This window comes from Variovorax sp. CF079, from assembly GCF_900101545.1.
GTDB lineage: Bacteria > Pseudomonadota > Gammaproteobacteria > Burkholderiales > Burkholderiaceae_C > Variovorax.
This window is the reverse complement of sequence record NZ_FMZU01000018.1, coordinates 40,154-59,404: the sequence shown is the minus strand read 5'-3', so window position 1 is coordinate 59,404 and position 19,251 is coordinate 40,154. Positions and strand designations below refer to the sequence as shown.

Genomic DNA, 19,251 nt, shown 5'->3' with positions numbered 1-19,251 from the left:
CGAACGGAGAGGTGGCTCAAGCCGCGATCCGCAGCAGCTCGGCACCTTCCGTGACCTGGTCGCCCGGCGCATAGAGCAGCTCCTCCACGGTACCGTCCGCCGGCGCCGCGATCGTGTGCTCCATCTTCATCGCCTCCATCACCGCCAGCGGCTGGCCGCGGCTGACCTTGTCGCCGGCCTTGACCGCGAAGGACACGACCTTGCCGGGCATCGGCGCGGTGAGCCGGCCACCCTCGGCCTGCACGTCGCCGGCATGGGCCAGGCGGTCGATGGCGACAATCCGCGTGGCGCCGTGCGCTGCGAAGATGTAGGCCGTGTCCTGGTCTTCGTAGACGTCCAGGGTGTGGCGCTGGCCGTTGAACTGGACCTCGAGCTCGCCCGTGGGGAAGCGGCCGATCACCAGCGGACCCGACACCTCGCCGACGCGTAGCATCAGCGCGCCATCGTGCAGGTAGCTCAGCTCGGCTGTCTGCGGCTCGCCGCGGAACTCGAAGGCGAAGGGCCGCAGCGCGATGCCGTGCGATTGCCAGCCGTCGCGGCGGCTGAAAGGGTCGGCCGAGGCGCTCGCGCCCTCTTCGAGCAAGGTGTGCGCGATCGAAGCCGCGGCCGCCAGCGGCAGGCCCAGCGCCTCCTGGTCGAACAGCACCGCGCGTTCGCGCTCGATCAGCGCGGTGTCGAGCTTCGCGTGGGCAAAGGAGTCGGTGCAGAGGATGCCGCGCAGGAACTGCACATTGGTCGCCACGCCGACGATGTGCGTTTGCGCCAGCGCCGCGTCCAGCCGGGCCAGCGCCTCCTCGCGCGTGGCGCCATGCACGATCAGCTTGGCGATCATCGAGTCGTAGAAAGGCGAGATCAGGCCGCCTTCGCGCACGCCGTCGTCGATGCGAACCCGGCTGCGCTGGAAGGCCGTGGCGTGCGGCTTGCGGTAGACGTGCAGCGTGCCGGTGGCGGGCAGGAAGTTGTTGTCCGGGTTCTCGGCGCAGATGCGCGCCTCGATCGCATGGCCGTGGATCTGCAATTGATCCTGCGTCAGCGGCAGCGCTTCGCCGGAGGCCACACGCAACTGCCATTCGACCAGGTCGAGCCCGGTGATCGCTTCGGTCACCGGATGCTCCACCTGCAGCCGCGTGTTCATCTCCATGAAGAAAAAGTTCATCTCACCATCGCCGCGCTGCTCGACGATGAACTCGACGGTGCCCGCGCCCACGTACTTCACCGCGCGCGCCGCCGCCACCGCCGCCTCGCCCATCTGCTTGCGCATGGCCTCCGTCATGCCCGGCGCCGGCGCCTCTTCCAGCACCTTCTGGTGCCGCCGCTGCACCGAGCAATCGCGCTCGAACAGGTAGACGTGGTTGCCCTGCGTGTCGCCGAACACCTGGATCTCGATGTGGCGCGGCCGCTGCACGTACTTCTCGATCAGCACCGCGTCGTCGCCGAAGCTGTTGATGGCCTCGCGCTGGCACGAAGCCAGTGCGGGCGCGAAGTCGACTGCCCTCTCGACCACGCGCATGCCCTTGCCGCCACCGCCGGCGCTGGCCTTGATCAGCACCGGGTAGCCGATGCGGTCGGCCTCGCGCTGCAGCAGCGCCGGATCCTGGTCGCTGCCGTGGTAGCCGGGCACCAGCGGCACGCCGGCCTTTTCCATCAGTTGCTTGGACTCGGCCTTCAGGCCCATGGCCTTGATGGCCGAGGGCGGCGGGCCGATGAAGACCAGACCGGCATCGGCGCAGGCCTGCGCGAACTCCTCGTTCTCGCTCAGGAAGCCGTAGCCCGGGTGCACCGCCTGCGCGCCGCTGGCCGTGGCGGCTTCGAGGATCTTTTCCCAGCGCAGGTAGCTGTCCTTCGGCGCGCTGCCGCCGAGATGGATGGCCTCGTCGCAGGCGCGCACGTGATTGGCATGGGCGTCGGCGTCCGAGTACACGGCGACCGTGCGGATCGCCATGCGGCGCGCCGTCGCGGCCACGCGGCAGGCGATTTCCCCGCGGTTGGCAATGAGAATCTTCTTAAACATGAGGAGTGTCTTCCGGGGAATTTTTCTTGAACTGGAATGCGGATACGACGCCAGGATCCGGCCGTCCGCTGAAGATGCGCGCCACGCGTCCGAACAGCGCCTTGAGGAAGCGCCAGCTCTTTCGGATCAGCCACACGCTGAGCACGAGCACGGCGATGAAGAGCACCGCGAACACCAGCGGATGCGCCACGGCCAACCAAAGTCCGGCCGGCACCATGCTGTCTTCGACCAGCGAGGCGCCGACATTGCTGAAGGGTTCGGGCGAGGTGTTGATGGCGGCGCGCGTGGTGGCCTTGGCCGCATGCGCCGTCGCCGCGAAGCCGCCGCCCAGCAGCGCGGCCACGATCGCCATCACCGCATGGTCGGTGCCGAAGACGCTGGCCGCGAGCGCCGCGCCGGCCGGAATGCGGATGGCCGTGTGCACCATGTCCCACAGCGAATCGAGGCCCGGGATCTTGTCGGCGAAGAACTCGACGAAGACCATGAAGCCGCTGGCCGCAATGACCACCGGATGCGCGAGCAGCTGCAATCCGCCCGGCAGCGGCACCCAGCCGAGGTAGCCGGCCAGTCCGGTCAACAGCACGACCAGGTAGAGCCGAATGCCGCTGGCCCAGCCGATGGCGGCGGCCAGCGCGAGCAGTTGCGGCAGGTCGAGCGAAGTCATTTTTGCCCGCCGAGCCAGGAAGGCTTGCGCTTCTGCAGGAAGGCCTGCACGCCCTCGCGGCCTTCCTCGCTGGCACGGATGTCGGCGATCCCTTGCACGGTCTTCGCGATCAACGCGTCGTCGATCTCGCGGCCTGCCACGTCGGCGATCAACTGCTTGCAGGCGCGCACCGCCGCCGGACTGGCGCCGGTGAAGGCCTTCACCAGCTCGGCCACCTTGGCATCGAGCGCGTCGGCTGCCACCACCTCATGCACGAAGCCGATGCGATGCGCTTCGGCCGCGGTGAAGCGCTCCGCCGTGAGGAAGTAACGCTGCGCCGCGCGCGTGCCCATCGCGCGGAGCACATAGGGACTGATGGTCGCTGGAATCAGGCCGATCTTGACTTCGCTCAGGCAGTACCAGGCCGTGTCGACCGACACCGCGACATCGCAGGCGGCGACCAGCCCCATGCCGCCCGCGTAGACGTCGCCCTGCACGCGCGCGATCACCGGCTTCGGGCTCTCATGGATGGTGCGCAGCATCGCGGCCAGACCGCCCGCATCGGCCATGTTCTGCTCGTGCGTGAAGTCGGCCGCGCGGCGCATCCAGTTGAGGTTCGCGCCGGCGCAGAAGGCCGGGCCGTTGGCGCCGAGCACGATCACGCGCACGTCGGCCGCGGCGCTCGCCTGCGAGAAGGCTTCGCCGAGCTCGCGGATGACGACATCGTCGAAGGCATTGCGCAGCTCCGGCCGGTTGAGCCAGATGCGCGCGACGGCGCCTTCGATCTCGAGTTCGAGCGTGGTGAAGTCGGTCATGTCAGTTCCTCAGGCGCATTTGGCGAGCAGGCCGAAGCCCATTCGGGAAACACCGCGGAACCGGCTTTGCCGGGCCGCTGGTGTTGCCCCCTGCAAGGGGGTTGGCGTAGCGACACGAAGTGCGCGAAGCCTGGGGGTGGGTTCATCCTTTTGCTTCCTGTTGCAGCAGATAGACCCAGTCGATCTCAGGGCCCGGCTGGACCATGGCCGTCAGCGCGGCCGTCAGCTGGCCGCGGTGATGGGTCGCGTGGTTGAACACGTGGCCGAGCGCCGGCGCAAAAGGAATGCGCACCTCTTCACCGTTGTTGCGCGTGTAGACCAGCTCGCCGTCGTAGCGCTCGGGCGCGAGCGTCGCGAGCCACGGGCTCCAGCGCGTCACCGCTGCACCCAGCGCCTCGCACAGCGCGGCGCGCTCGGCGTGCAGCTCGGTGTCGAGCGGGATGCGCGGCGAACGGCCTTCGGCGAAGCGCGCGTACCAGATGTTGTCGGCCACCAGCAGGTGGTTGACCGTGCGATGGACCGAGCGGAAGAAGAGGCCGCAGTCGCGATGCCAGTCGGCATCGGACAGCCCTTTCAGATTGGCGTCGAGCAGCGTGTGCGTGGCCCACACGTGGTAGCGGCCCAGGCTCGCGAAGTAGTTCGGAAGCGACATGGGGGCGTCTGCCTCACATGCGGAAGATGCCGAACTTCGGCTCGGGAATCGGCGCGTTGCGCGCGGCCGCCAGGCCCAGCGCCAGCACGCGGCGCGTGTCGGCAGGGTCGATGATGCCGTCGTCCCAGAGCCGCGCCGTCGCGTAATAGGGATGGCCCTGCGCCTCGTACTGCTGGCGGATCGGCGACTTGAAGGCCTCCTCCTCCTCCGCACTCCACTGCCCGCCCTTGGCCTCGATGCCGTCGCGCTTGACGGTGGCCAGCACGCTCGCGGCCTGCTCGCCGCCCATCACGCTGATGCGCGCGTTGGGCCACATCCAGAGGAAGCGCGGCGAGTAGGCGCGGCCGCACATGCCGTAGTTGCCGGCGCCGAAGCTGCCGCCGATGATGATGGTGAACTTGGGCACGTTGGCGGTGGCCACCGCCGTCACCATCTTGGCGCCGTGGCGCGCGATGCCTTCGTTCTCGTACTTGCGCCCGACCATGAAGCCGGTGATGTTCTGCAGGAACACCAGCGGGATCTTGCGCTGGCAGCACAGCTCGATGAAGTGCGCGCCCTTCTGCGCCGATTCGGAGAACAGGATGCCGTTGTTGGCGACGATGCCCACCGGCATGCCCTCGATCTCGGCGAAGCCGCAGACCAGCGTTGCGCCGAAGCGCGACTTGAACTCGTGGAACTCGCTGCCGTCGACGATGCGCGCGATGATCTCGCGCACGTCGAAGGGCTTGCGGGTGTCGGTGGGGATCACACCGTAGAGCTCGTCGGGGGGGAAGGCGGGTTCTCTTGAAACCGTTCGAGCTGAGTCCCCACCCGTTCGGGCTGAGCCTGGCCTGTCCTGAGCTTGACGAAGGGTCGAAGCCTGCACCGGCACTTCGACAGGCTCAGTGCGAACGGAGCGATTCAAGTTCGCCACCGCCGAGCGCGCCAGTGCCAGCGCATGCAGGTCGTTCTGCGCCAGATGGTCGGCCACGCCCGACAGCCGCGTGTGCACGTCGCCGCCGCCCAGGTCTTCGGCCGTGACCACCTCGCCGGTGGCCGCCTTCACGAGCGGCGGGCCGCCCAGGAAGATGGTGCCCTGGTTCTTGACGATGATCGACTCGTCGCTCATCGCCGGCACGTAGGCGCCGCCGGCCGTGCACGAGCCCATGACCACCGCGATCTGCGCGATGCCTTGCGCGCTCATGTTGGCCTGGTTGTAGAAGATGCGGCCGAAGTGATCGCGGTCGGGGAACACCTCGTCCTGGTTCGGCAGGTTGGCGCCGCCCGAATCGACCAGGTAGATGCAGGGCAGGCGGTTCTGCTCGGCGATCTCCTGCGCGCGCAGGTGCTTCTTGACGGTGACGGGATAGTAGGTGCCGCCCTTCACTGTCGCGTCGTTGCACACGATCATGCAGTCGACGCCGCTCACGCGGCCGATGCCGGCGATCAGCCCCGCGCCGGGCGCCGCGCCGTGGTACATCGCATGGGCCGCGAGCGGCGCGACTTCGAGAAAGGGCGTGCCGGGGTCGAGCAGCTGCGCGACGCGATCGCGCGGCAGCAGCTTGCCGCGCGCCGTGTGCTTGCTGCGCGCGGCCTCGCCGCCGCCGGCCTGGACCTTGGCGAACTGCGCGTGCAGGTCGTCGACCAGTGCGCGCATTGCGGTGGCGTTGGCCTGGAAATCGGCCGAGCGCGAGTTCAATTTCGTTTCGAGTTTGCTCATGCGGTTTTTTCTTCGTCCAGGCCGAGCTGGTGTTTCATCGCTTCGCGGATCTTGAATTTCTGAATCTTGCCCGTCACCGTCATCGGGAACTCGGTGACGAACTGGATGTACTTCGGCACCTTGTAGTGCGCGATCTGGCCCTTGCAGAAGTCGCGCACTTCATCAGCCGTCAGCGCCTGGCCCGGCTTGGGAATGATCCAGGCACAGAGCTCTTCGCCGTACTTCTTGTCGGGCAGGCCGACCACCTGCACGTCCTGCACCTTCGGATGGCGGTAGAGGAATTCCTCGATCTCGCGCGGGTAGATGTTCTCGCCGCCGCGGATCACCAGGTCCTTGATGCGGCCGACGATGTTGACGTAGCCCTCGGCATCCATGGTGGCGAGGTCGCCCGTGTGCATCCAGCCTTCGGCATCGATGGCTTCGTGCGTCTTCTCCTCGTCTTCCCAGTAGCCGTGCATGACGGAATAGCCGCGCGTACAGAACTCGCCCGAGACGCCGGGCTTGACGATCTCGCCCGTTTCCGGGTCGATGATCTTGATCTCGATGTGCGGCTGCACCGTGCCCACGGTCGAGACGCGCTTCTCGAGCGGCGTGTCGGTCGAACTCTGGCAGCTCACCGGGCTGGTCTCGGTCATGCCGTAGGCAATGGTGATCTCGCGCAGATGCATCTGCTCGACCACGCGCTTCATCACCTCGGTCGGGCACGGCGAGCCGGCCATGATGCCGGTGCGCAGCGTGCTGAGGTCGAACTCCTTGAAGCGCGGATGGTCGAGTTCGGCGATGAACATCGTGGGCACGCCGTGCAGGCCGGTGCAGCGCTCGGCCTGCACCGTCTGCATCACGGTGAGCGGGTCGAAGCCGTCGTTCGGATAGACGATGGTCGAGCCGTGCGTCAGACAGGCCAGGTTGCCGAGCACCATGCCGAAGCAGTGGTAGAGCGGCACCGGGATGCACAGCCGGTCTTCCGGCGTGAGCTTCATGCATTCGCCGATGAAGAAGCCGTTGTTGAGGATGTTGCGGTGGGTCAGCGTCGCGCCCTTGGGGAAGCCGGTGGTGCCGCTGGTGAACTGGATGTTGACCGGATCGCTGGCCTTGAGCGTCCGGCCGATCTGCGCGATGCGCGGATCGTCGGGGTTGCCGCTCGCCAGCAGCGCGGAGAAGCGTTGCGCAGCCGGCACCTCGTCGCCGGCGCCTTCCTTGTCGATCCACGCGATGTGCTTCAGCAGCGGGAGGCGCTGCGGGCCCAGTTCCCGCAGCATGCCGAGGTAGTCGCTGGTCTTGAACTGCGGCATCGTGACCAGCGCCCTGCACGCCACCTTGTTGAGCGCGTACTCGAGCTCGGCGGTGCGGTAGGCCGGATTGATGTTGACCAGGATGATGCCGACCTTGGCGGTGGCGATCTGCATCAGCACCCAGGGCGCGTTGTTGTGCGACCAGATGCCGACGCGGTCGCCGGGCGCGAGCCCCAGGCCGAGCAGCGCGCTGGCCAGGCGATTCGACTCACGCTGCAGTTCGAGGTAGCTCAGGCGCTTGTTCTCGTGCACGCTGACCAGCGCGTCGCGCTCGCCCTGCCGCGCCGCCATGTCGTCGAAGAAATCGCCGATGGTCTGCTCGATCAGCGGCACGTCGGTGGCGCCCTTCGCCAGGCTGCGCGTGACGGTCATGAAGAACTCCTTCAGGCGGTTTCGGCAAACAGTTCGCGGCCGATCAGCATGCGGCGGATTTCGCTGGTGCCGGCGCCGATCTCGTAGAGCTTGGCATCGCGCCACAGCCGCCCCACCGGGAACTCGTTGGTGTAGCCCACGCCGCCCAGCGCCTGGATCGCCTCGCCGGCCATCCAGGTGGCCTTTTCGGCCGAGTAGAGGATCGCGCCCGCGGCGTCCTTGCGGAAGGTGCGCGCATGGTCGTTGCGGTCGCAGGCCTTGCCCACCGCATACACGTAGGCCCGCGTGGCCTGCCAGGTCGAGTACATGTCGGCCAGTTTGCCCTGCATGAGCTGGAACTCGCCGATGCTCTGGCCGAACTGCTTGCGCTCGTGCACGAAAGGCAGCACCGCGTCCATGCAGGCGGCCATGATGCCGAGCGGGCCGCCGGAGAGCACCGCGCGCTCGTAGTCGAGGCCGCTCATCAGCACCTTGGCACCGGCGCCCTCGCCGCCCAGCACGTTTTCTTCGGGCACTTCGCAGTTGTCGAAGTAGAGCGGGTAGGTGTTGGAGCCGCGCATGCCGAGCTTGTCGAGCTTGGTGCCGGCCGAGAAGCCCTTGAAACCCTTCTCGACGATGAAGGCGGTCATGCCGCGCGCGCCCATCTCGGGCTCCGTCTTGGCGTAGATCACCAGCGTGTCGGCGTCGCCGCCATTGGTGATCCACATCTTGCCGCCGTTGAGCACGTAGCGATCGCCCTTCTTCTCGGCGCGCAGCTTCATGCTGACCACGTCGGAGCCGGCGTTGGGCTCGCTCATCGCGAGCGCACCCACGTGCTCGCCGCTCACCAGCTTCGGCAGGTATTTCTTCTTCTGCGCTTCGCTGCCGTTGCGGTGGATCTGGTTCACGCACAGGTTGGAGTGCGCGCCGTAGGAGAGACCGACCGAGGCCGAGGCCCGCGACACCTCTTCCATCGCCACGATGTGGGCAAGGTAGCCGAGCTCGGTGCCGCCGTATTCCTCCTTCACCGTCATGCCGTGCAGGCCGAGCTCGCCGAGCTTCTTCCAGAGGTCGTGGGGGAACAGGTTTTCGCGATCGATGTCGGCCGCGCGCGGCGCGATCTCGTTGGCGGCGAAGTTCTGGATCGCATCGCGCAGCGAATCGATGGTCTCGCCCAGGTCGAAGTTCAGGCCGGGGTCATGCATGGGGTTGTCTCCTCACAAGCGGTGTCGTTGGCGCCGGAAATCCCGCGCGGGAAGCCGCAGCTTACGCCCCCTGCCGTTGCAATTGGCGCCACAATGGTTGCATATTGCGTCATCAAGATCGCGTTCTTCCATGTCGTCTTCCCTCTTCAAACCGGCCGTCCGCGCCGCCACGCCCATGGCCTTCGTGCGAGCGATCGTGCTGGGCTACGAGCGCTACGGCATGGACCCGTCCCGGGCCCTGGAAGTGGCACAGATTGCGCCGCGCGATCTGAAGAATGCCCAGGCCCGCGTGACGGCCGCGCAGTTCGAGGTTCTGTCGGGTTTCGCGATGCAGGAGCTCGACGACGAGGCGCTCGGCTGGTTCGGCCGCCGCCTGCCCTGGGGCACCTACGGCATGCTGTGCCGCGCCTCGCTGACCTCACCCAACCTCGGGGTTGCCATCAAGCGCTGGTGCCGGCACCACCGGCTCCTGACCGAGGACATCGCGCTCGAACTGAAGGTGGCCGGCGGCGTGGCGACGGTGTTGATCCGGGAGCACGCCGCACTCGGCGAGCTGCGCGAGTTCTGCCTGGTGTCGAACCTGCGCTTCCTGCACGGCTATGCCTCCTGGGTCATCGATTCGCGGGTCTCGCTGCGCGAGGCCAGCTTTCCCTTCGAGGCGCCGCCGCACCGCGATGCCTATCCGCTGATGTTCGGCGGCGAGCTGCGCTTCGGCGCCGAGGCGGCCAGCTACAGCTTCGACGAGCGCTACCTGGCCCTGCCGCTGCAGCGCGACGAGCAGGCGCTGCGCACCATGCTGCGGCGCGCGCTGCCGCTCACCGTGCTGCAGTACCGCCGTGACCGGCTGCTGGGCCAGCGCGTGCGCGAGCTGTTGCGCACGCGCGGCAGGGAGGCGGCCACGGCCGAGGCGCTGGCTGCGATCCTGAACCTGTCGGCCCGTACGCTGCATCGCCAGCTGCAGGAAGAAGGCGTGTCGCTGCAGGCGCTGAAGGACGAAGTGCGCCACGAGCAGGCGGCCGAGCAGCTGCGCCGCACCGAGCGGCCGATCAAGCAGATTGCGCTGGCGGTAGGATTTCGCAACGAAAAAAGCTTTTCCCGTGCGTTCCGGACCTGGGCAGGTGTAACACCCGGCGCATTTCGTCGCGGCGGCGCATCGGAGGCCGGTCGCAGGCTTGCCTCGCGAGGATGATCCGTGACAAAGTTCATCGCTGCGCTCGCACCTGCGCTCAAGGCGCGAGCCCTCCCGCCCTAGGATCGAGGCATGCACACTCCCGACACCGACACCTCCGAATACGCGGCCCTGGTCGAATTCGCCGCCACCTCGGGCCGCTCGCGCATCCATCCCGCGGTGGTCGAGAACGCCGACAAGCTGATCGCCCGTTTCTGGTCGGCACGCGCCCAGGCCATGACGCAGGCCCTCGCCGCGATGGCCAAGGCCGCCACGCAGCGCACGAACTGAAGTTTTTCTTTTCCGCTCAGCGCTCGCGGGCGGCCAGCAGCGCCGGCAGCTGCGCCATGTCGCTGAACACCTGCGTCACGCCAACGGCCAGCAGCGCCTCCGGCCCGCTGTGGCCGAGATCGGAAGGGCTGTAGCCGAACACGGTGGCGCCCGCGGCGACGCCGGCCGTCGCGCCGGTCACCGTGTCCTCGACCACCGCGCAGCGCGCCGGATCGACGCCCAGCGCCGCGGCAGCGGCCAGGTACACGTCGGGCGCGGGCTTGGAGCGCGGCATCTCGTGGCCGCTGAAGATCCGGCCGGCGAAGCAGTCGAGGATGCCGATCTTGTCGAGCTGCAACTCCACCTTGTGGCGGTCGGCGCCCGAAGCGCAGGCGATGCGCCCGTCGAACGCCGCGTGCAGCGCGCGCACCGCGCCGGCCGCGTTGGGGATCGCGACCAACTCGCGTTCGAGCGCCTCGTTGCGGCGGCCGCGAAAGCCGTGCAGCCATTCGGGCGTGATGGCGAAGCCGGTGTTGGCCTCGATCAGCGCGGCCTCGTCCTTCACCGCCTTGCCGGTGAAAAGGCGCATCGACTCTTCCACCGTGAGCTGCCAGCCGAGCTCGCCGAGCATCTCGGCGAGCACGCGGTTGGTGATGGGTTCGGAGTCGACGAGGACGCCGTCGCAGTCGAAGAGGACGGCGTCGAAGGGGATGGAAGGCATGGGGCGATGGTATCAACCACCCTCTGCCTTCCCGGCTCAACGCGCCTGGATCGGGATGTAGATCTCGCCCCCGCCGGCCTTGAACTCGGCCGACTTGCCCGCCATGCCCTCGTCCAGGGCCTTCGCCTCGTCGATGCCGCGCTGCGCCGCGTACTCGCGCACCTCCTGCGTGATCTTCATCGAGCAGAACTTCGGCCCGCACATCGAGCAGAAATGCGCCACCTTGCTCGAGTCCTTGGGCAAGGTCTCGTCGTGGAATTCGCGCGCGGTGTCGGGGTCCAGGCCGAGGTTGAACTGGTCCTGCCAGCGGAACTCGAAGCGCGCCTTGCTGAGCGCGTCGTCGCGCGCCCGCGCGCCCGGATGGCCCTTGGCCACGTCGGCTGCGTGGGCCGCGATCTTGTACGCGATGATGCCCTGCTTCACGTCGTCGCGGTCCGGCAAGCCCAGGTGCTCCTTGGGCGTGACGTAGCACAGCATCGCGGTGCCGGCCCAGCCGATCATGGCGGCACCGATCGCGCTCGCGATGTGATCGTAGCCCGGCGCGATGTCGATGGTCAGCGGGCCAAGCGTGTAGAAAGGCGCCTCGTGGCAGTGCTTCAGCTGCTCGTCCATGTTGGCCTGGATCATGTGCATGGGCACGTGGCCGGGGCCCTCGATCATGGTCTGCACGTCGTGCTTCCACGCGATCTGCGTGAGCTCGCCCAGCGTGCGCAGCTCGGCAAACTGAGCCTCGTCGTTGGCGTCCGCGGCGCAGCCGGGACGCAGGCCGTCGCCGAGCGAGAAGCTCACGTCGTAGGCCTTCATGATCTCGCAGATCTCCTCGAAGCGCGTGTAGAGGAAGCTCTCCTGGTGGTGCGCGATGCACCACTTGGCCATGATCGAGCCGCCGCGCGAGACGATGCCGGTGCGGCGATCGGCCGTGAGATGGATGAAGGGCAGGCGCAGCCCGGCATGGATGGTGAAGTAGTCCACGCCCTGCTCGGCCTGCTCGATCAGCGTGTCGCGGTAGATCTCCCACGTGAGGTCTTCCGCCACGCCGCCGACCTTCTCGAGCGCCTGGTAGATCGGCACCGTGCCGATGGGCACCGGGCTGTTGCGCACGATCCAGTCGCGCGTGGTGTGGATGTTGCGGCCGGTGGACAGGTCCATCACGTTGTCGGCGCCCCAGCGGATCGCCCACACCAGTTTTTCCACCTCTTCCTCGATGCTGGAAGTGACGGCCGAGTTGCCGATGTTGGCGTTGATCTTGACCAGGAAGTTGCGCCCGATCGCCATCGGCTCGACTTCCGGGTGGTTGATGTTGGCCGGGATGATGGCGCGGCCGCGCGCCACCTCGTCGCGCACGAACTCGGGCGTGATGATCTTCGGGATCCGCGCGCCCATCGGGTTGCCGGCCAGGCGCTTCTCGCGCGCCGCGTCGGCCAGGTACTCGGCCATCCATTCGCGCTTGCCGTTCTCGCGCAGCGCCACGTATTCCATCTCGGGCGTGACGATGCCGCGGCGCGCATAGTGCATCTGGCTCACGTTCATGCCGGACTTGGCACGCAGCGGCGTGCGCTGCAGCCCCGAGGCGGCGGCGCGCAGCTCGGCCAGGCGCTGCGCATCGCGGTCGGCATGGGTGGCGCCGTCGTCGAGCATCTGGTGGGTGCGGCCTTGATAGCTTTCGGTGTCGCCGCGCTCGGCGATCCAGGCGCCGCGCACGCCGGGCAGGCCCTGGCGCACGTCGATCTCGGCCGAAGGGTCCGAGTATGGGCCCGAGGTGTCGTAGAGCGACACCTGCTCGCCGTTGGTGAGCAGCACGTCGCGCACAGGCACGCGCAGGTCGGGCCGGCTGCCGGCGATGGCGCTCTTGGTCGAGGCAGGAAAGGGCTCGCGCGTCAGCGTGAGCAGCGAGGCGAACTTGTCAGGGGCATTCATGCGGGGCACTCCGGTTCGTTGGACGGGTGCTCCGCGATCGCTCCAGGATCGGCACGGCGGAAAAAAGAATGTCCGGGGCCGGGGAGTCGCAGCTCTTCTTACGCTGGTATGAACCAGATCAAGTTCGCGGGTTCGGCGCTTGGCCATCTCAGCACACATCTGCGTGCACCCCGGAGCGGGGCCGATTCTAGGCCTCGCTCGCGGCAGGGATCAAGCGGGATGTGCGGCGATGTCCGGCGCGCCGCCCGGCAGTGCCTCTTCATCGACCTCGATCGCGGCGGCGGCCCTCCAGGCCGAGAGCCCGCCGGCGAGCACGCGCACGCGCGGCAAACCGGCCTTCATTAGCACGCGCGCGGCAGCGATGGCGGACTCGTCGTTGGGGCAGTCGCAGAACACGATGAGTTCGCGCCCGTCGGCAAAGGCAGCCAGCTCGACGGGGAGCTCGCGCAGCGCGATGCCGATGGCGCCCGGAATCGCGCGCGGATCCAGCGCGCGTCCCTCGGCGGAGCGCACGTCGATCAGCGTCGGGCGGGCACCGGCCGCGAAGGCTTCGCGCAGCGCGCCGGCCTCGATATGCTCGATGTCGTCGGCAGCGAGCGCGATGCGGCGCCGGCGATAGCGCCAGGCGACGAAAGCGACGAGCACCAGCGTGCCGACAGCCGCAGCCGTGAGGCCGACGCTGGACAGCACCGCCAGCACGTCCTGGATCGCCGCGTGGAAGATGCGGCCCAGCAGGAGGAAGCCCAGCGTCCAGATCAGCGCGGCCACGGTCTCGTAGGACAGGAAGCGCGTGTTCGACATGCCCAAGGCGCCCGCCATCGGCGGCGCGACCACCGACACGCCGGGCACGAACTTGGCCGCGATCAGCGACAGCCCGCCCCAGCGGCCGAGGATGGCCTCGCTGCGCCGTACGCAGGAGTCGGCCGACAGCGAGATGCGGCACAGGAGGCGCATCACACGGTAGCCCCAGCGGCGCCCGGCCAGGAACCAGGCTCCGTCGCCGAGGATGTTGCCGACCAGGGCGGCCGCCAGCACGGCGGCGAATGACACCTGCCCGCCGACCGACAATCCGCCGGCGACGACGAGAAAGGGCGCGGCCGGCACCGGCGCGCCGAGGCGGGTCGCCAGCGTGGCGAGGAACACCACGGCGGCACCCTGGGCCGAGAGGAGCGTGACGAGATCGTCCATCCGCTATTCCCCGGGCACGGGACGCCCCGCCGCAAAGCCTCCGGCGCTGCGCGTGGGCGCGATGCTGCGCAGATCGATGTCGGAAAAATAGGCCAGCCCGTGGCCCTGCGTGTTGTCCGCGTCGGCCGAGATCGCGACCGCGACCACGTCGGGCATGGTGTCGCCGGCCTCGTCGCCGAAGACGCGCCGGTAGTCGGCCAACAGGTTGCGGCGCTCGCTCGCCCACGTGCCCGGCGTGGCGGCCGGCCCCGACTCGAGCACCACCATGCGCATGCGCTGGGTGAAGGCGTTCACGAGCGTGCTGCCCTTGGCTTCCTTGTTGTCCCATACGTAGCACAGCGCTTCGCTGGGCACCTGCTCGCCCGTGGTGCGCCGTGCCAGCGCCAGGCGCGTGCGCTCGCCGAAGGACAGCCGGTCGGTGGGGAGGTCGAAGAACACGCAGAGCTTGGCCGCGCCGTCGTCGCCGCTGCGCTTGCGCAGGTCGGCGTCCTTCACGAAGTCGTCGACGCGCCAGCGCCAGGCCAGCGTGGTGGAGGCGTCGAGCGGCACCTGGGTGGCATGCACGAGGTTGCCGTAGGACTGGTCGGCCTCGACCTTCAGGACACGGCGGCCATCCTGCTGCACGACCTCGAAGCGGGTCGGCGTCTTGTTGGGCAGCGTGGTGAAGCGCCACGGCGCAGGGGCTTCGGCACCGCGCGCGCTCGAGAAAGGCGTGATGTCGGCGGCGTCGCCGGCGTGTGCCGCCGGGGCGCAGGCCATCCAGAGCGCAGCGCCCAGGACCGGTGCCGCCAACATGGCCCAAAGCCACTGCCGGTATGCGGTCGGAATCCTCGTGCTGCGGGTCATGTCGCCCTCTGGTCCAGGTTGTGTTGAAGTCTGGAAGAGAGTGTGCGGGCACAACGGCCGCGGATAAATAGGCCAAACGGAATCGGACTGTCTCTGTTCTGGACACAATGGCGCGCCGCGCGCTATCGAATTGCTAGCGCGCAATGCAGGCCGCGCGGGGCGGCAACAGATTTTTCAGTTGCCCCGCGGCTTCAGCGCAGATCGCCGTCGAGGTAGTACCAGCGGCTGACTGCGCCGTCGTCCTCGCGCACGAAGCGGCTGCGTTCGTGCAGCCGGGTCGCCACGCCCGCGCTGCTGCGCTGGCGGGCGACGAACTCGACCTCGGCATGGTCGGCGTCCAGCACCGAACGCGAGCGCACCTCGAGGCCCAGCCATTTGACGCCGGGCTCGAAGCCGAGCGTCGCAGGGCGCGTCGACGCGTGCCAGGTAGCGAGCAAATAGTCGGCCCGCTCGAGCACGAAAGCCGTGTAGCGCGAACGCATAAGCGATTCGGCGTCCGTCGCTGGCGTGCGCTCGAAATCGTCGAGGTAGCGCCCGCAGCACTGGGCATAGGGCAGCGGCAGCTCCCGGCGGTCGCGGCGTCCGCAGGGGCAGGGAACGCGCGCGGAGTTGGGAGAGGAAGTGGACATGAGGGAAGGACAGATTCTCGCGCATTGTGCAAACCCTCTCGCAAACCCTGAATCGCCACGATGGCGCGGCACTTGCTCGCGCACTAAGCTCGGCACAAAGAGGAGGCGGCCATGTACCTGAGAGCTTCGGAACAGCACGCGCTGCGCGGCATCTTCGCGCTGCTCGCAGAAAGCCAGGGCGAACGCGAGATCCGCGAGCGCATCGGCTGGGCACTGCTCGACCTGCTGCATGCCGACCAGTTCGCCTCCTTCGTGTGGGATGCCGAGAGCGGCAGCTTCGGCCGCCGGGTGGCGCTCAACATGGACCCGGCCAATCTCGACCGCTATGCCGAATGGCACCAGCACCATGATCCGATCACCTTCGTCCTGCAATCGCGCCGCCGTGCCACCCGCGTGACCGAAGTGATGCCGCAGCGCGAGCTGATGCGCACACCCTTCTTCAACGATTTCCTCTCGCGCGACGGCCTGCACTGGGGCATGAACCTGCACGCCTTCCATGGCGAGCGCGCGCTGGGCGACCTGCGCATCTGGCGCTGCGGGGGACGCGGCGACTTCGGCGAGCACGAGAAGGCGCTGCTGGACCTGATCGAGCCGGCCTTCGCCGGCGCGCTGCAGCGCGCGCAGCGCGTCGACGCAAAGCCTGCTGCTGCGTGGCCGCAGCTGAGCCCGCGCGAGCAGCAGGTCGCACGGGCGGTGCGCGAGGGTCTGACCGACAAGGACATCGCGCGGCGCATGGAAGTCGGCGTGCCGACGGTGCGCACCTACCTGCGGCGCATCTTCGGCAAGCTCGGCATCGAGCGCCGTTCGGCGCTGGCCGGCTGGACCGCGCCCGGCAGCGATCGCTGACTACTTCGTGGGTGCCGGCAGTCGGCCCAGCACCCCTTCGACCGCCAGCCCCAGCGCCAGCAGCTTGCGGTCGCTTCCCGCCGGGCCATCGAATTCCAGCCCGATCGGCAGGCCGCTCGTGGCGCCCAGGCCCGAGGGCAGTTGCAGGCCGGGGATGCCGGCGTTGCCGGCGGGGTCGGTGTTCTGGATCAGCGCGCCGAAGTTCTTCGGGCTGCTGGCCTCCGGCGTGGCTGCGAGCGCGACGCGCGTCACCGTCGGAAACACGAGCGCATCGAGCCTGTTCGCCTTGAAGGTGTCGCGGTAGAGCTTCTGCAGCGCCGGCCGGGCCTTGGCGATAGCGTTGTCGTAGGCAGGCTTGGCATCGACCACGCCGTTGGGGGCCGGCAGCTTGCGCGGGATCACGAGGCCTTCGAAGGCACCCTTGACATCGGGGCTGGCAGCGGCCGCGGCCAGCTGCCGGATGTCGACGCCGGTGCGGTACTTCGCGAGGTAGGCCACCATGTCGTCGTGCGCCTCGTAGAACGCGATCGGGAAGCCGGCCGCGCCATTGAGCTCCATCAGCTTGGGCATCTCGACGTCCACCAGCGTGACGCCTGCCGCGCGCAGCTTGGCCAGCGCCGCATCGGTGGCGGCTTTGGTGTCGGCATCGAGGTTCGCGAAGAAGGCCGGCACCACGCCGAGCCGCACGCGCTTCAGCTCGGCCGGCACCAACGGTGCGCCGCCGGCGATGGCTCCGTCGAGCAGCACCAGGTCGGCCACCGACAGCGCCATCGGCCCGGCGGTGTCGCGCGTGTGCGAGACCGGCGCGATGCCCTGCTGCGAATAACGGCCCACGGTCGGACGCAGCGCCGCGCATCCGTTGAAGGCGCAGGGAATGCGCACCGAGCCGCCGGTGTCGGTGCCGAGCGCAGCCGGCGCCATGCGCGCACCGAGCGCCGCGCCGTTGCCCGAGGAGGAGCCGCCCGCGATGCGGGTCGCGTCATAGGCATTGCGCACGCCGACCTCGGGCCCGCTCTGGAACGCGGGGTTGTAGCCCGTCACGCCGAAGGCCAGCTCATGCATGTGGGTCTTGCCCAGCACGATCGCACCCGCCGCGCGCAGCTTGGCGACCACGGGCGCATCCGTCGACGGCACGAAACCCTTCAACGCCGGTGTGCCGGTGGTGGCGGGCAGGCCCTGGACGTGTATGTTGTCCTTGATGACCACCGGCACGCCGGCCAGCGGCTTGCACGGGCCGCCGCGCTTGCGCGCGGTGTCGGCCGCGCGCGCGGCCTTGAGGGCGCCGGCCTCGTCGAGCGTGATGAAGGCATTGAGCTGCGGCTTGGCCCTGGCCTGCGAGAGGTAGGCCGAGACCAGCTGCTCGCTGGTCAGCGAGCCGGCGCAGAGGCGCTGCGCGGCCTCGCTGGCGGTCAGCGTGGCGATGTCCGGGGGCGCGGATTGCGCGTGGGACTGCAGGCCGAGCCCCGCGATGCACGAGAGGGCCGCTGCGCGAAGGGCCAGGACGGAATTCGAATGAGACATGGCGAGAGCTCCGAGGAGAGATGCCGCCATGTTGCGCCGCCGGGCGGCGCCTGTCTGTCATCCAGATCGATGACAGCAGAGCTAGGGCCTGCGTTGCACCGGCTTCCGAGCGCGCGCGAGGCGCGCCTTGGCCTGCTGGCCCACATGATCGATCAGCCAGCCGCCCAGCATGACCATTCCAAGCACGCCGAGAGTCATGAGATCCGTTGCCATGATGCGCTCCTCATCGTTTCCACTGGCACCAGTCTGGTCGTTCGCAGCGCGCGCGTGAATCCGCCAATCGGCAGGGAACCTGGCCGCAGGCGCCATACAGCTTTCGACAGTGCGAAGCTGCCATCTTCAAGCCAGGGCGCGCTGGATCAGGAGTTTCTGGATGTCGGAGGTGCCTTCGTAGATCTGGCACACGCGCACGTCGCGGTAGATGCGTTCCAGCGGGAAGTCGTTGACGTAGCCGTAGCCTCCGAGCGTCTGGATCGCCGCGCTGCACACCTTCTCTGCCATCTCGCTCGCGAAGAGCTTGGCCATCGCCGCCTCCTTGAGGCAGGGCCGGCCCGCGTCGCGCAGGCTCGCCGCATGCCAGATCAGCTGGCGCGCGGCTTCGAGCTGGGTCGCGCATTCCGCGAGCCGGAAGCCGACGGCCTGCTGCTCGAAGATCGAGCCGCCGAAGGCCTGGCGCTCCTTGGCGTAGGCCAGCGCCACCTCGAAGGCGCTGCGCGCCATGCCCACGCTCTGCGCGGCGATGCCGATGCGGCCGCCCTCGAGCGCGCCGAGCGCGATCTTGTAGCCCTCGCCCTCCTGGCCGATCAGGTTCTCCGCCGGGATGCGGCAGGCGTCGAAGTTGATCTGGGCGGTGTCGCTCGAATGCTGGCCCAGCTTGTCCTCGAGCCGCGCGACCGTGTAGCCCGACGCGTCGGTGGGAACGATGAAGGCGCTCATGCCGCGCTTGCCCGCGCCCTTGTCGGTGACGGCGATCACGATCGCGACCTGGCCGTTCTTGCCGCTGGTGATGAACTGCTTGACGCCGTCGATCACCCAGCCGTCCGCGTCCTTGCGCGCCGTGCTGCGCAGCGACGAGGCATCGCTGCCGGCCTGCGGCTCGGTCAGGCAGAAGGCGCCGAGCATCTGCCCTTGGGCCAGCGGTTGCAGCCACTTCTTCTTTTGCTGCGCATTGCCGTAGCGCATGAGGATCGCGTTGACCGGGCAGTTGGTGACGCTGATCGCGGTGCTGGTGCCGCCGTCGCCGGCCGCGATTTCCTCCAGCACCAGCGCGAGCGTCAGGTAGTCGAGGCCGGCGCCGCCGTCTTCCTCGGGCACGCAGATGCCGTAGGCGCCGAGCGCCGCCAGGCCTGCGTGCGCTTCCTTGGGAAAGCTGTGCTCGCGGTCCCAGCGCGAGGCATGAGGCCAGAGTTCGGCTTGCGCAAAATCGCGCACCGCGTCGCGGATCGCTTCCTGGTCGGCGTTGAGCAGCATGGTGACC

Annotated in this window: 18 protein-coding genes and 1 riboswitch; of the genes, 3 read left to right on the top strand and 15 right to left on the bottom strand. The window is 68.5% G+C overall.

What is annotated here, in order from left to right; translation table 11 throughout:
- Positions 1 to 16 precede the first annotated feature (16 nt).
- The 7 genes from BLS74_RS23125 to BLS74_RS23090 form a co-directional block, all read right to left on the bottom strand.
- Positions 17 to 2,011: an acetyl/propionyl/methylcrotonyl-CoA carboxylase subunit alpha gene (locus BLS74_RS23125; protein ID WP_093109499.1), complete on the bottom strand. Its 1,995-nt coding sequence runs from the start codon at positions 2,009 to 2,011 to the stop codon at positions 17 to 19.
- Positions 2,004 to 2,675 carry a DUF4126 domain-containing protein gene (locus BLS74_RS23120; protein WP_093109498.1) on the bottom strand — a complete coding sequence of 224 codons (672 nt, stop codon included), beginning with the start codon at positions 2,673 to 2,675 and terminating at the stop codon, positions 2,004 to 2,006. Before BLS74_RS23120 ends, BLS74_RS23125 begins: the two co-directional genes overlap by 8 nt.
- Complete coding sequence (locus tag BLS74_RS23115) at positions 2,672 to 3,469, bottom strand: enoyl-CoA hydratase/isomerase family protein (RefSeq protein ID WP_093109497.1); 798 nt, start codon at positions 3,467 to 3,469, stop codon at positions 2,672 to 2,674. The genes BLS74_RS23120 and BLS74_RS23115 overlap by 4 nt, the downstream gene beginning before the upstream one ends.
- 142 nt (positions 3,470 to 3,611) lie before the next feature.
- A complete protein-coding gene (locus BLS74_RS23105; RefSeq protein WP_093109496.1) occupies positions 3,612 to 4,121 on the bottom strand; it encodes a DinB family protein in 510 nt (169 codons plus the stop codon).
- Between the two features lie 13 nt (positions 4,122 to 4,134).
- Positions 4,135 to 5,820: a carboxyl transferase domain-containing protein gene (locus BLS74_RS23100; protein ID WP_093109495.1), complete on the bottom strand. Its 1,686-nt coding sequence runs from the start codon at positions 5,818 to 5,820 to the stop codon at positions 4,135 to 4,137.
- Positions 5,817 to 7,484, bottom strand: a complete 1,668-nt coding sequence (locus BLS74_RS23095; RefSeq protein ID WP_093109494.1) for an AMP-binding protein — start codon at positions 7,482 to 7,484, stop codon at positions 5,817 to 5,819. Before BLS74_RS23095 ends, BLS74_RS23100 begins: the two co-directional genes overlap by 4 nt.
- 11 nt (positions 7,485 to 7,495) lie before the next feature.
- Entirely contained in the window at positions 7,496 to 8,668 is a 1,173-nt protein-coding gene (locus BLS74_RS23090) for an isovaleryl-CoA dehydrogenase (protein WP_093109493.1), read from the bottom strand.
- A gap of 130 nt (positions 8,669 to 8,798) precedes the next feature.
- On the opposite strand from BLS74_RS23090, the gene BLS74_RS23085 reads away from it, so the two are divergent.
- Complete coding sequence (locus tag BLS74_RS23085) at positions 8,799 to 9,857, top strand: AraC family transcriptional regulator (RefSeq protein ID WP_093109492.1); 1,059 nt, start codon at positions 8,799 to 8,801, stop codon at positions 9,855 to 9,857.
- A 72-nt stretch (positions 9,858 to 9,929) separates the two neighbouring features.
- Complete coding sequence (locus tag BLS74_RS23080) at positions 9,930 to 10,127, top strand: hypothetical protein (RefSeq protein ID WP_093109491.1); 198 nt, start codon at positions 9,930 to 9,932, stop codon at positions 10,125 to 10,127.
- Between the two features lie 16 nt (positions 10,128 to 10,143).
- Here BLS74_RS23080 and BLS74_RS23075 read toward each other — a convergent pair whose 3' ends face one another.
- The 5 genes from BLS74_RS23075 to BLS74_RS23055 all read right to left on the bottom strand — a co-directional run bounded on the left by BLS74_RS23075 (position 10,144) and on the right by BLS74_RS23055 (position 15,407).
- Positions 10,144 to 10,827 carry an HAD family hydrolase gene (locus BLS74_RS23075; RefSeq protein WP_093109490.1) on the bottom strand — a complete coding sequence of 228 codons (684 nt, stop codon included), beginning with the start codon at positions 10,825 to 10,827 and terminating at the stop codon, positions 10,144 to 10,146.
- A gap of 36 nt (positions 10,828 to 10,863) precedes the next feature.
- Positions 10,864 to 12,744, bottom strand: a complete 1,881-nt coding sequence (thiC, locus tag BLS74_RS23070; RefSeq protein WP_093109489.1) for a phosphomethylpyrimidine synthase ThiC — start codon at positions 12,742 to 12,744, stop codon at positions 10,864 to 10,866.
- Positions 12,745 to 12,822: 78 nt separating this feature from the next.
- A riboswitch (TPP riboswitch) is annotated at positions 12,823 to 12,927 on the bottom strand.
- Positions 12,928 to 12,954: 27 nt separating this feature from the next.
- Complete coding sequence (locus BLS74_RS23065) at positions 12,955 to 13,932, bottom strand: rhodanese-like domain-containing protein (RefSeq protein ID WP_093109488.1); 978 nt, start codon at positions 13,930 to 13,932, stop codon at positions 12,955 to 12,957.
- Positions 13,933 to 13,935: 3 nt separating this feature from the next.
- Entirely contained in the window at positions 13,936 to 14,778 is an 843-nt protein-coding gene (locus BLS74_RS23060; RefSeq protein WP_093109487.1) for a DUF3047 domain-containing protein, read from the bottom strand.
- 191 nt (positions 14,779 to 14,969) lie between these two features.
- Entirely contained in the window at positions 14,970 to 15,407 is a 438-nt protein-coding gene (locus BLS74_RS23055) for a YchJ family protein (RefSeq protein ID WP_093109486.1), read from the bottom strand.
- A gap of 111 nt (positions 15,408 to 15,518) precedes the next feature.
- On the opposite strand from BLS74_RS23055, the gene BLS74_RS23050 reads away from it, so the two are divergent.
- Positions 15,519 to 16,253, top strand: a complete 735-nt coding sequence (locus tag BLS74_RS23050) for a helix-turn-helix transcriptional regulator (protein WP_093109485.1) — start codon at positions 15,519 to 15,521, stop codon at positions 16,251 to 16,253.
- Here the strand turns inward: BLS74_RS23050 and iaaH are convergent, their stop codons facing one another.
- From iaaH to BLS74_RS23035, 3 genes are all read right to left on the bottom strand, one after another.
- Positions 16,254 to 17,774, bottom strand: a complete 1,521-nt coding sequence (gene iaaH / locus BLS74_RS23045; RefSeq protein ID WP_093109484.1) for an indoleacetamide hydrolase — start codon at positions 17,772 to 17,774, stop codon at positions 16,254 to 16,256. It lies immediately after the preceding gene.
- 81 nt (positions 17,775 to 17,855) lie between these two features.
- Complete coding sequence (locus BLS74_RS35555) at positions 17,856 to 17,987, bottom strand: hypothetical protein (protein WP_280142657.1); 132 nt, start codon at positions 17,985 to 17,987, stop codon at positions 17,856 to 17,858.
- Positions 17,988 to 18,113: 126 nt separating this feature from the next.
- Complete coding sequence (locus tag BLS74_RS23035; protein WP_093109482.1) at positions 18,114 to 19,244, bottom strand: acyl-CoA dehydrogenase family protein; 1,131 nt, start codon at positions 19,242 to 19,244, stop codon at positions 18,114 to 18,116.
- Positions 19,245 to 19,251: the final 7 nt, after the last annotated feature.

Coding starts and splice junctions, on each gene's coding strand:
- BLS74_RS23115 (WP_093109497.1), bottom strand. CDS start 3,469: ATGACCGACTTCACCACGCTCGAACTCGAGATCGAAGGCGCCGTCGCG.
- BLS74_RS23075 (WP_093109490.1), bottom strand. CDS start 10,827: ATGCCTTCCATCCCCTTCGACGCCGTCCTCTTCGACTGCGACGGCGTC.
- BLS74_RS23095 (WP_093109494.1), bottom strand. CDS start 7,484: ATGACCGTCACGCGCAGCCTGGCGAAGGGCGCCACCGACGTGCCGCTG.
- BLS74_RS23065 (WP_093109488.1), bottom strand. CDS start 13,932: ATGGACGATCTCGTCACGCTCCTCTCGGCCCAGGGTGCCGCCGTGGTG.
- thiC (WP_093109489.1), bottom strand. CDS start 12,744: ATGAATGCCCCTGACAAGTTCGCCTCGCTGCTCACGCTGACGCGCGAG.
- BLS74_RS23125 (WP_093109499.1), bottom strand. CDS start 2,011: ATGTTTAAGAAGATTCTCATTGCCAACCGCGGGGAAATCGCCTGCCGC.
- BLS74_RS23050 (WP_093109485.1), top strand. CDS start 15,519: ATGTACCTGAGAGCTTCGGAACAGCACGCGCTGCGCGGCATCTTCGCG.
- BLS74_RS23035 (WP_093109482.1), bottom strand. CDS start 19,244: ATGCTGCTCAACGCCGACCAGGAAGCGATCCGCGACGCGGTGCGCGAT.
- iaaH (WP_093109484.1), bottom strand. CDS start 17,774: ATGTCTCATTCGAATTCCGTCCTGGCCCTTCGCGCAGCGGCCCTCTCG.
- BLS74_RS23090 (WP_093109493.1), bottom strand. CDS start 8,668: ATGCATGACCCCGGCCTGAACTTCGACCTGGGCGAGACCATCGATTCG.
- BLS74_RS23055 (WP_093109486.1), bottom strand. CDS start 15,407: ATGTCCACTTCCTCTCCCAACTCCGCGCGCGTTCCCTGCCCCTGCGGA.
- BLS74_RS23100 (WP_093109495.1), bottom strand. CDS start 5,820: ATGAGCAAACTCGAAACGAAATTGAACTCGCGCTCGGCCGATTTCCAG.
- BLS74_RS23105 (WP_093109496.1), bottom strand. CDS start 4,121: ATGTCGCTTCCGAACTACTTCGCGAGCCTGGGCCGCTACCACGTGTGG.
- BLS74_RS23060 (WP_093109487.1), bottom strand. CDS start 14,778: ATGACCCGCAGCACGAGGATTCCGACCGCATACCGGCAGTGGCTTTGG.
- BLS74_RS35555 (WP_280142657.1), bottom strand. CDS start 17,987: ATGGCAACGGATCTCATGACTCTCGGCGTGCTTGGAATGGTCATGCTG.
- BLS74_RS23120 (WP_093109498.1), bottom strand. CDS start 2,675: ATGACTTCGCTCGACCTGCCGCAACTGCTCGCGCTGGCCGCCGCCATC.
- BLS74_RS23080 (WP_093109491.1), top strand. CDS start 9,930: ATGCACACTCCCGACACCGACACCTCCGAATACGCGGCCCTGGTCGAA.
- BLS74_RS23085 (WP_093109492.1), top strand. CDS start 8,799: ATGTCGTCTTCCCTCTTCAAACCGGCCGTCCGCGCCGCCACGCCCATG.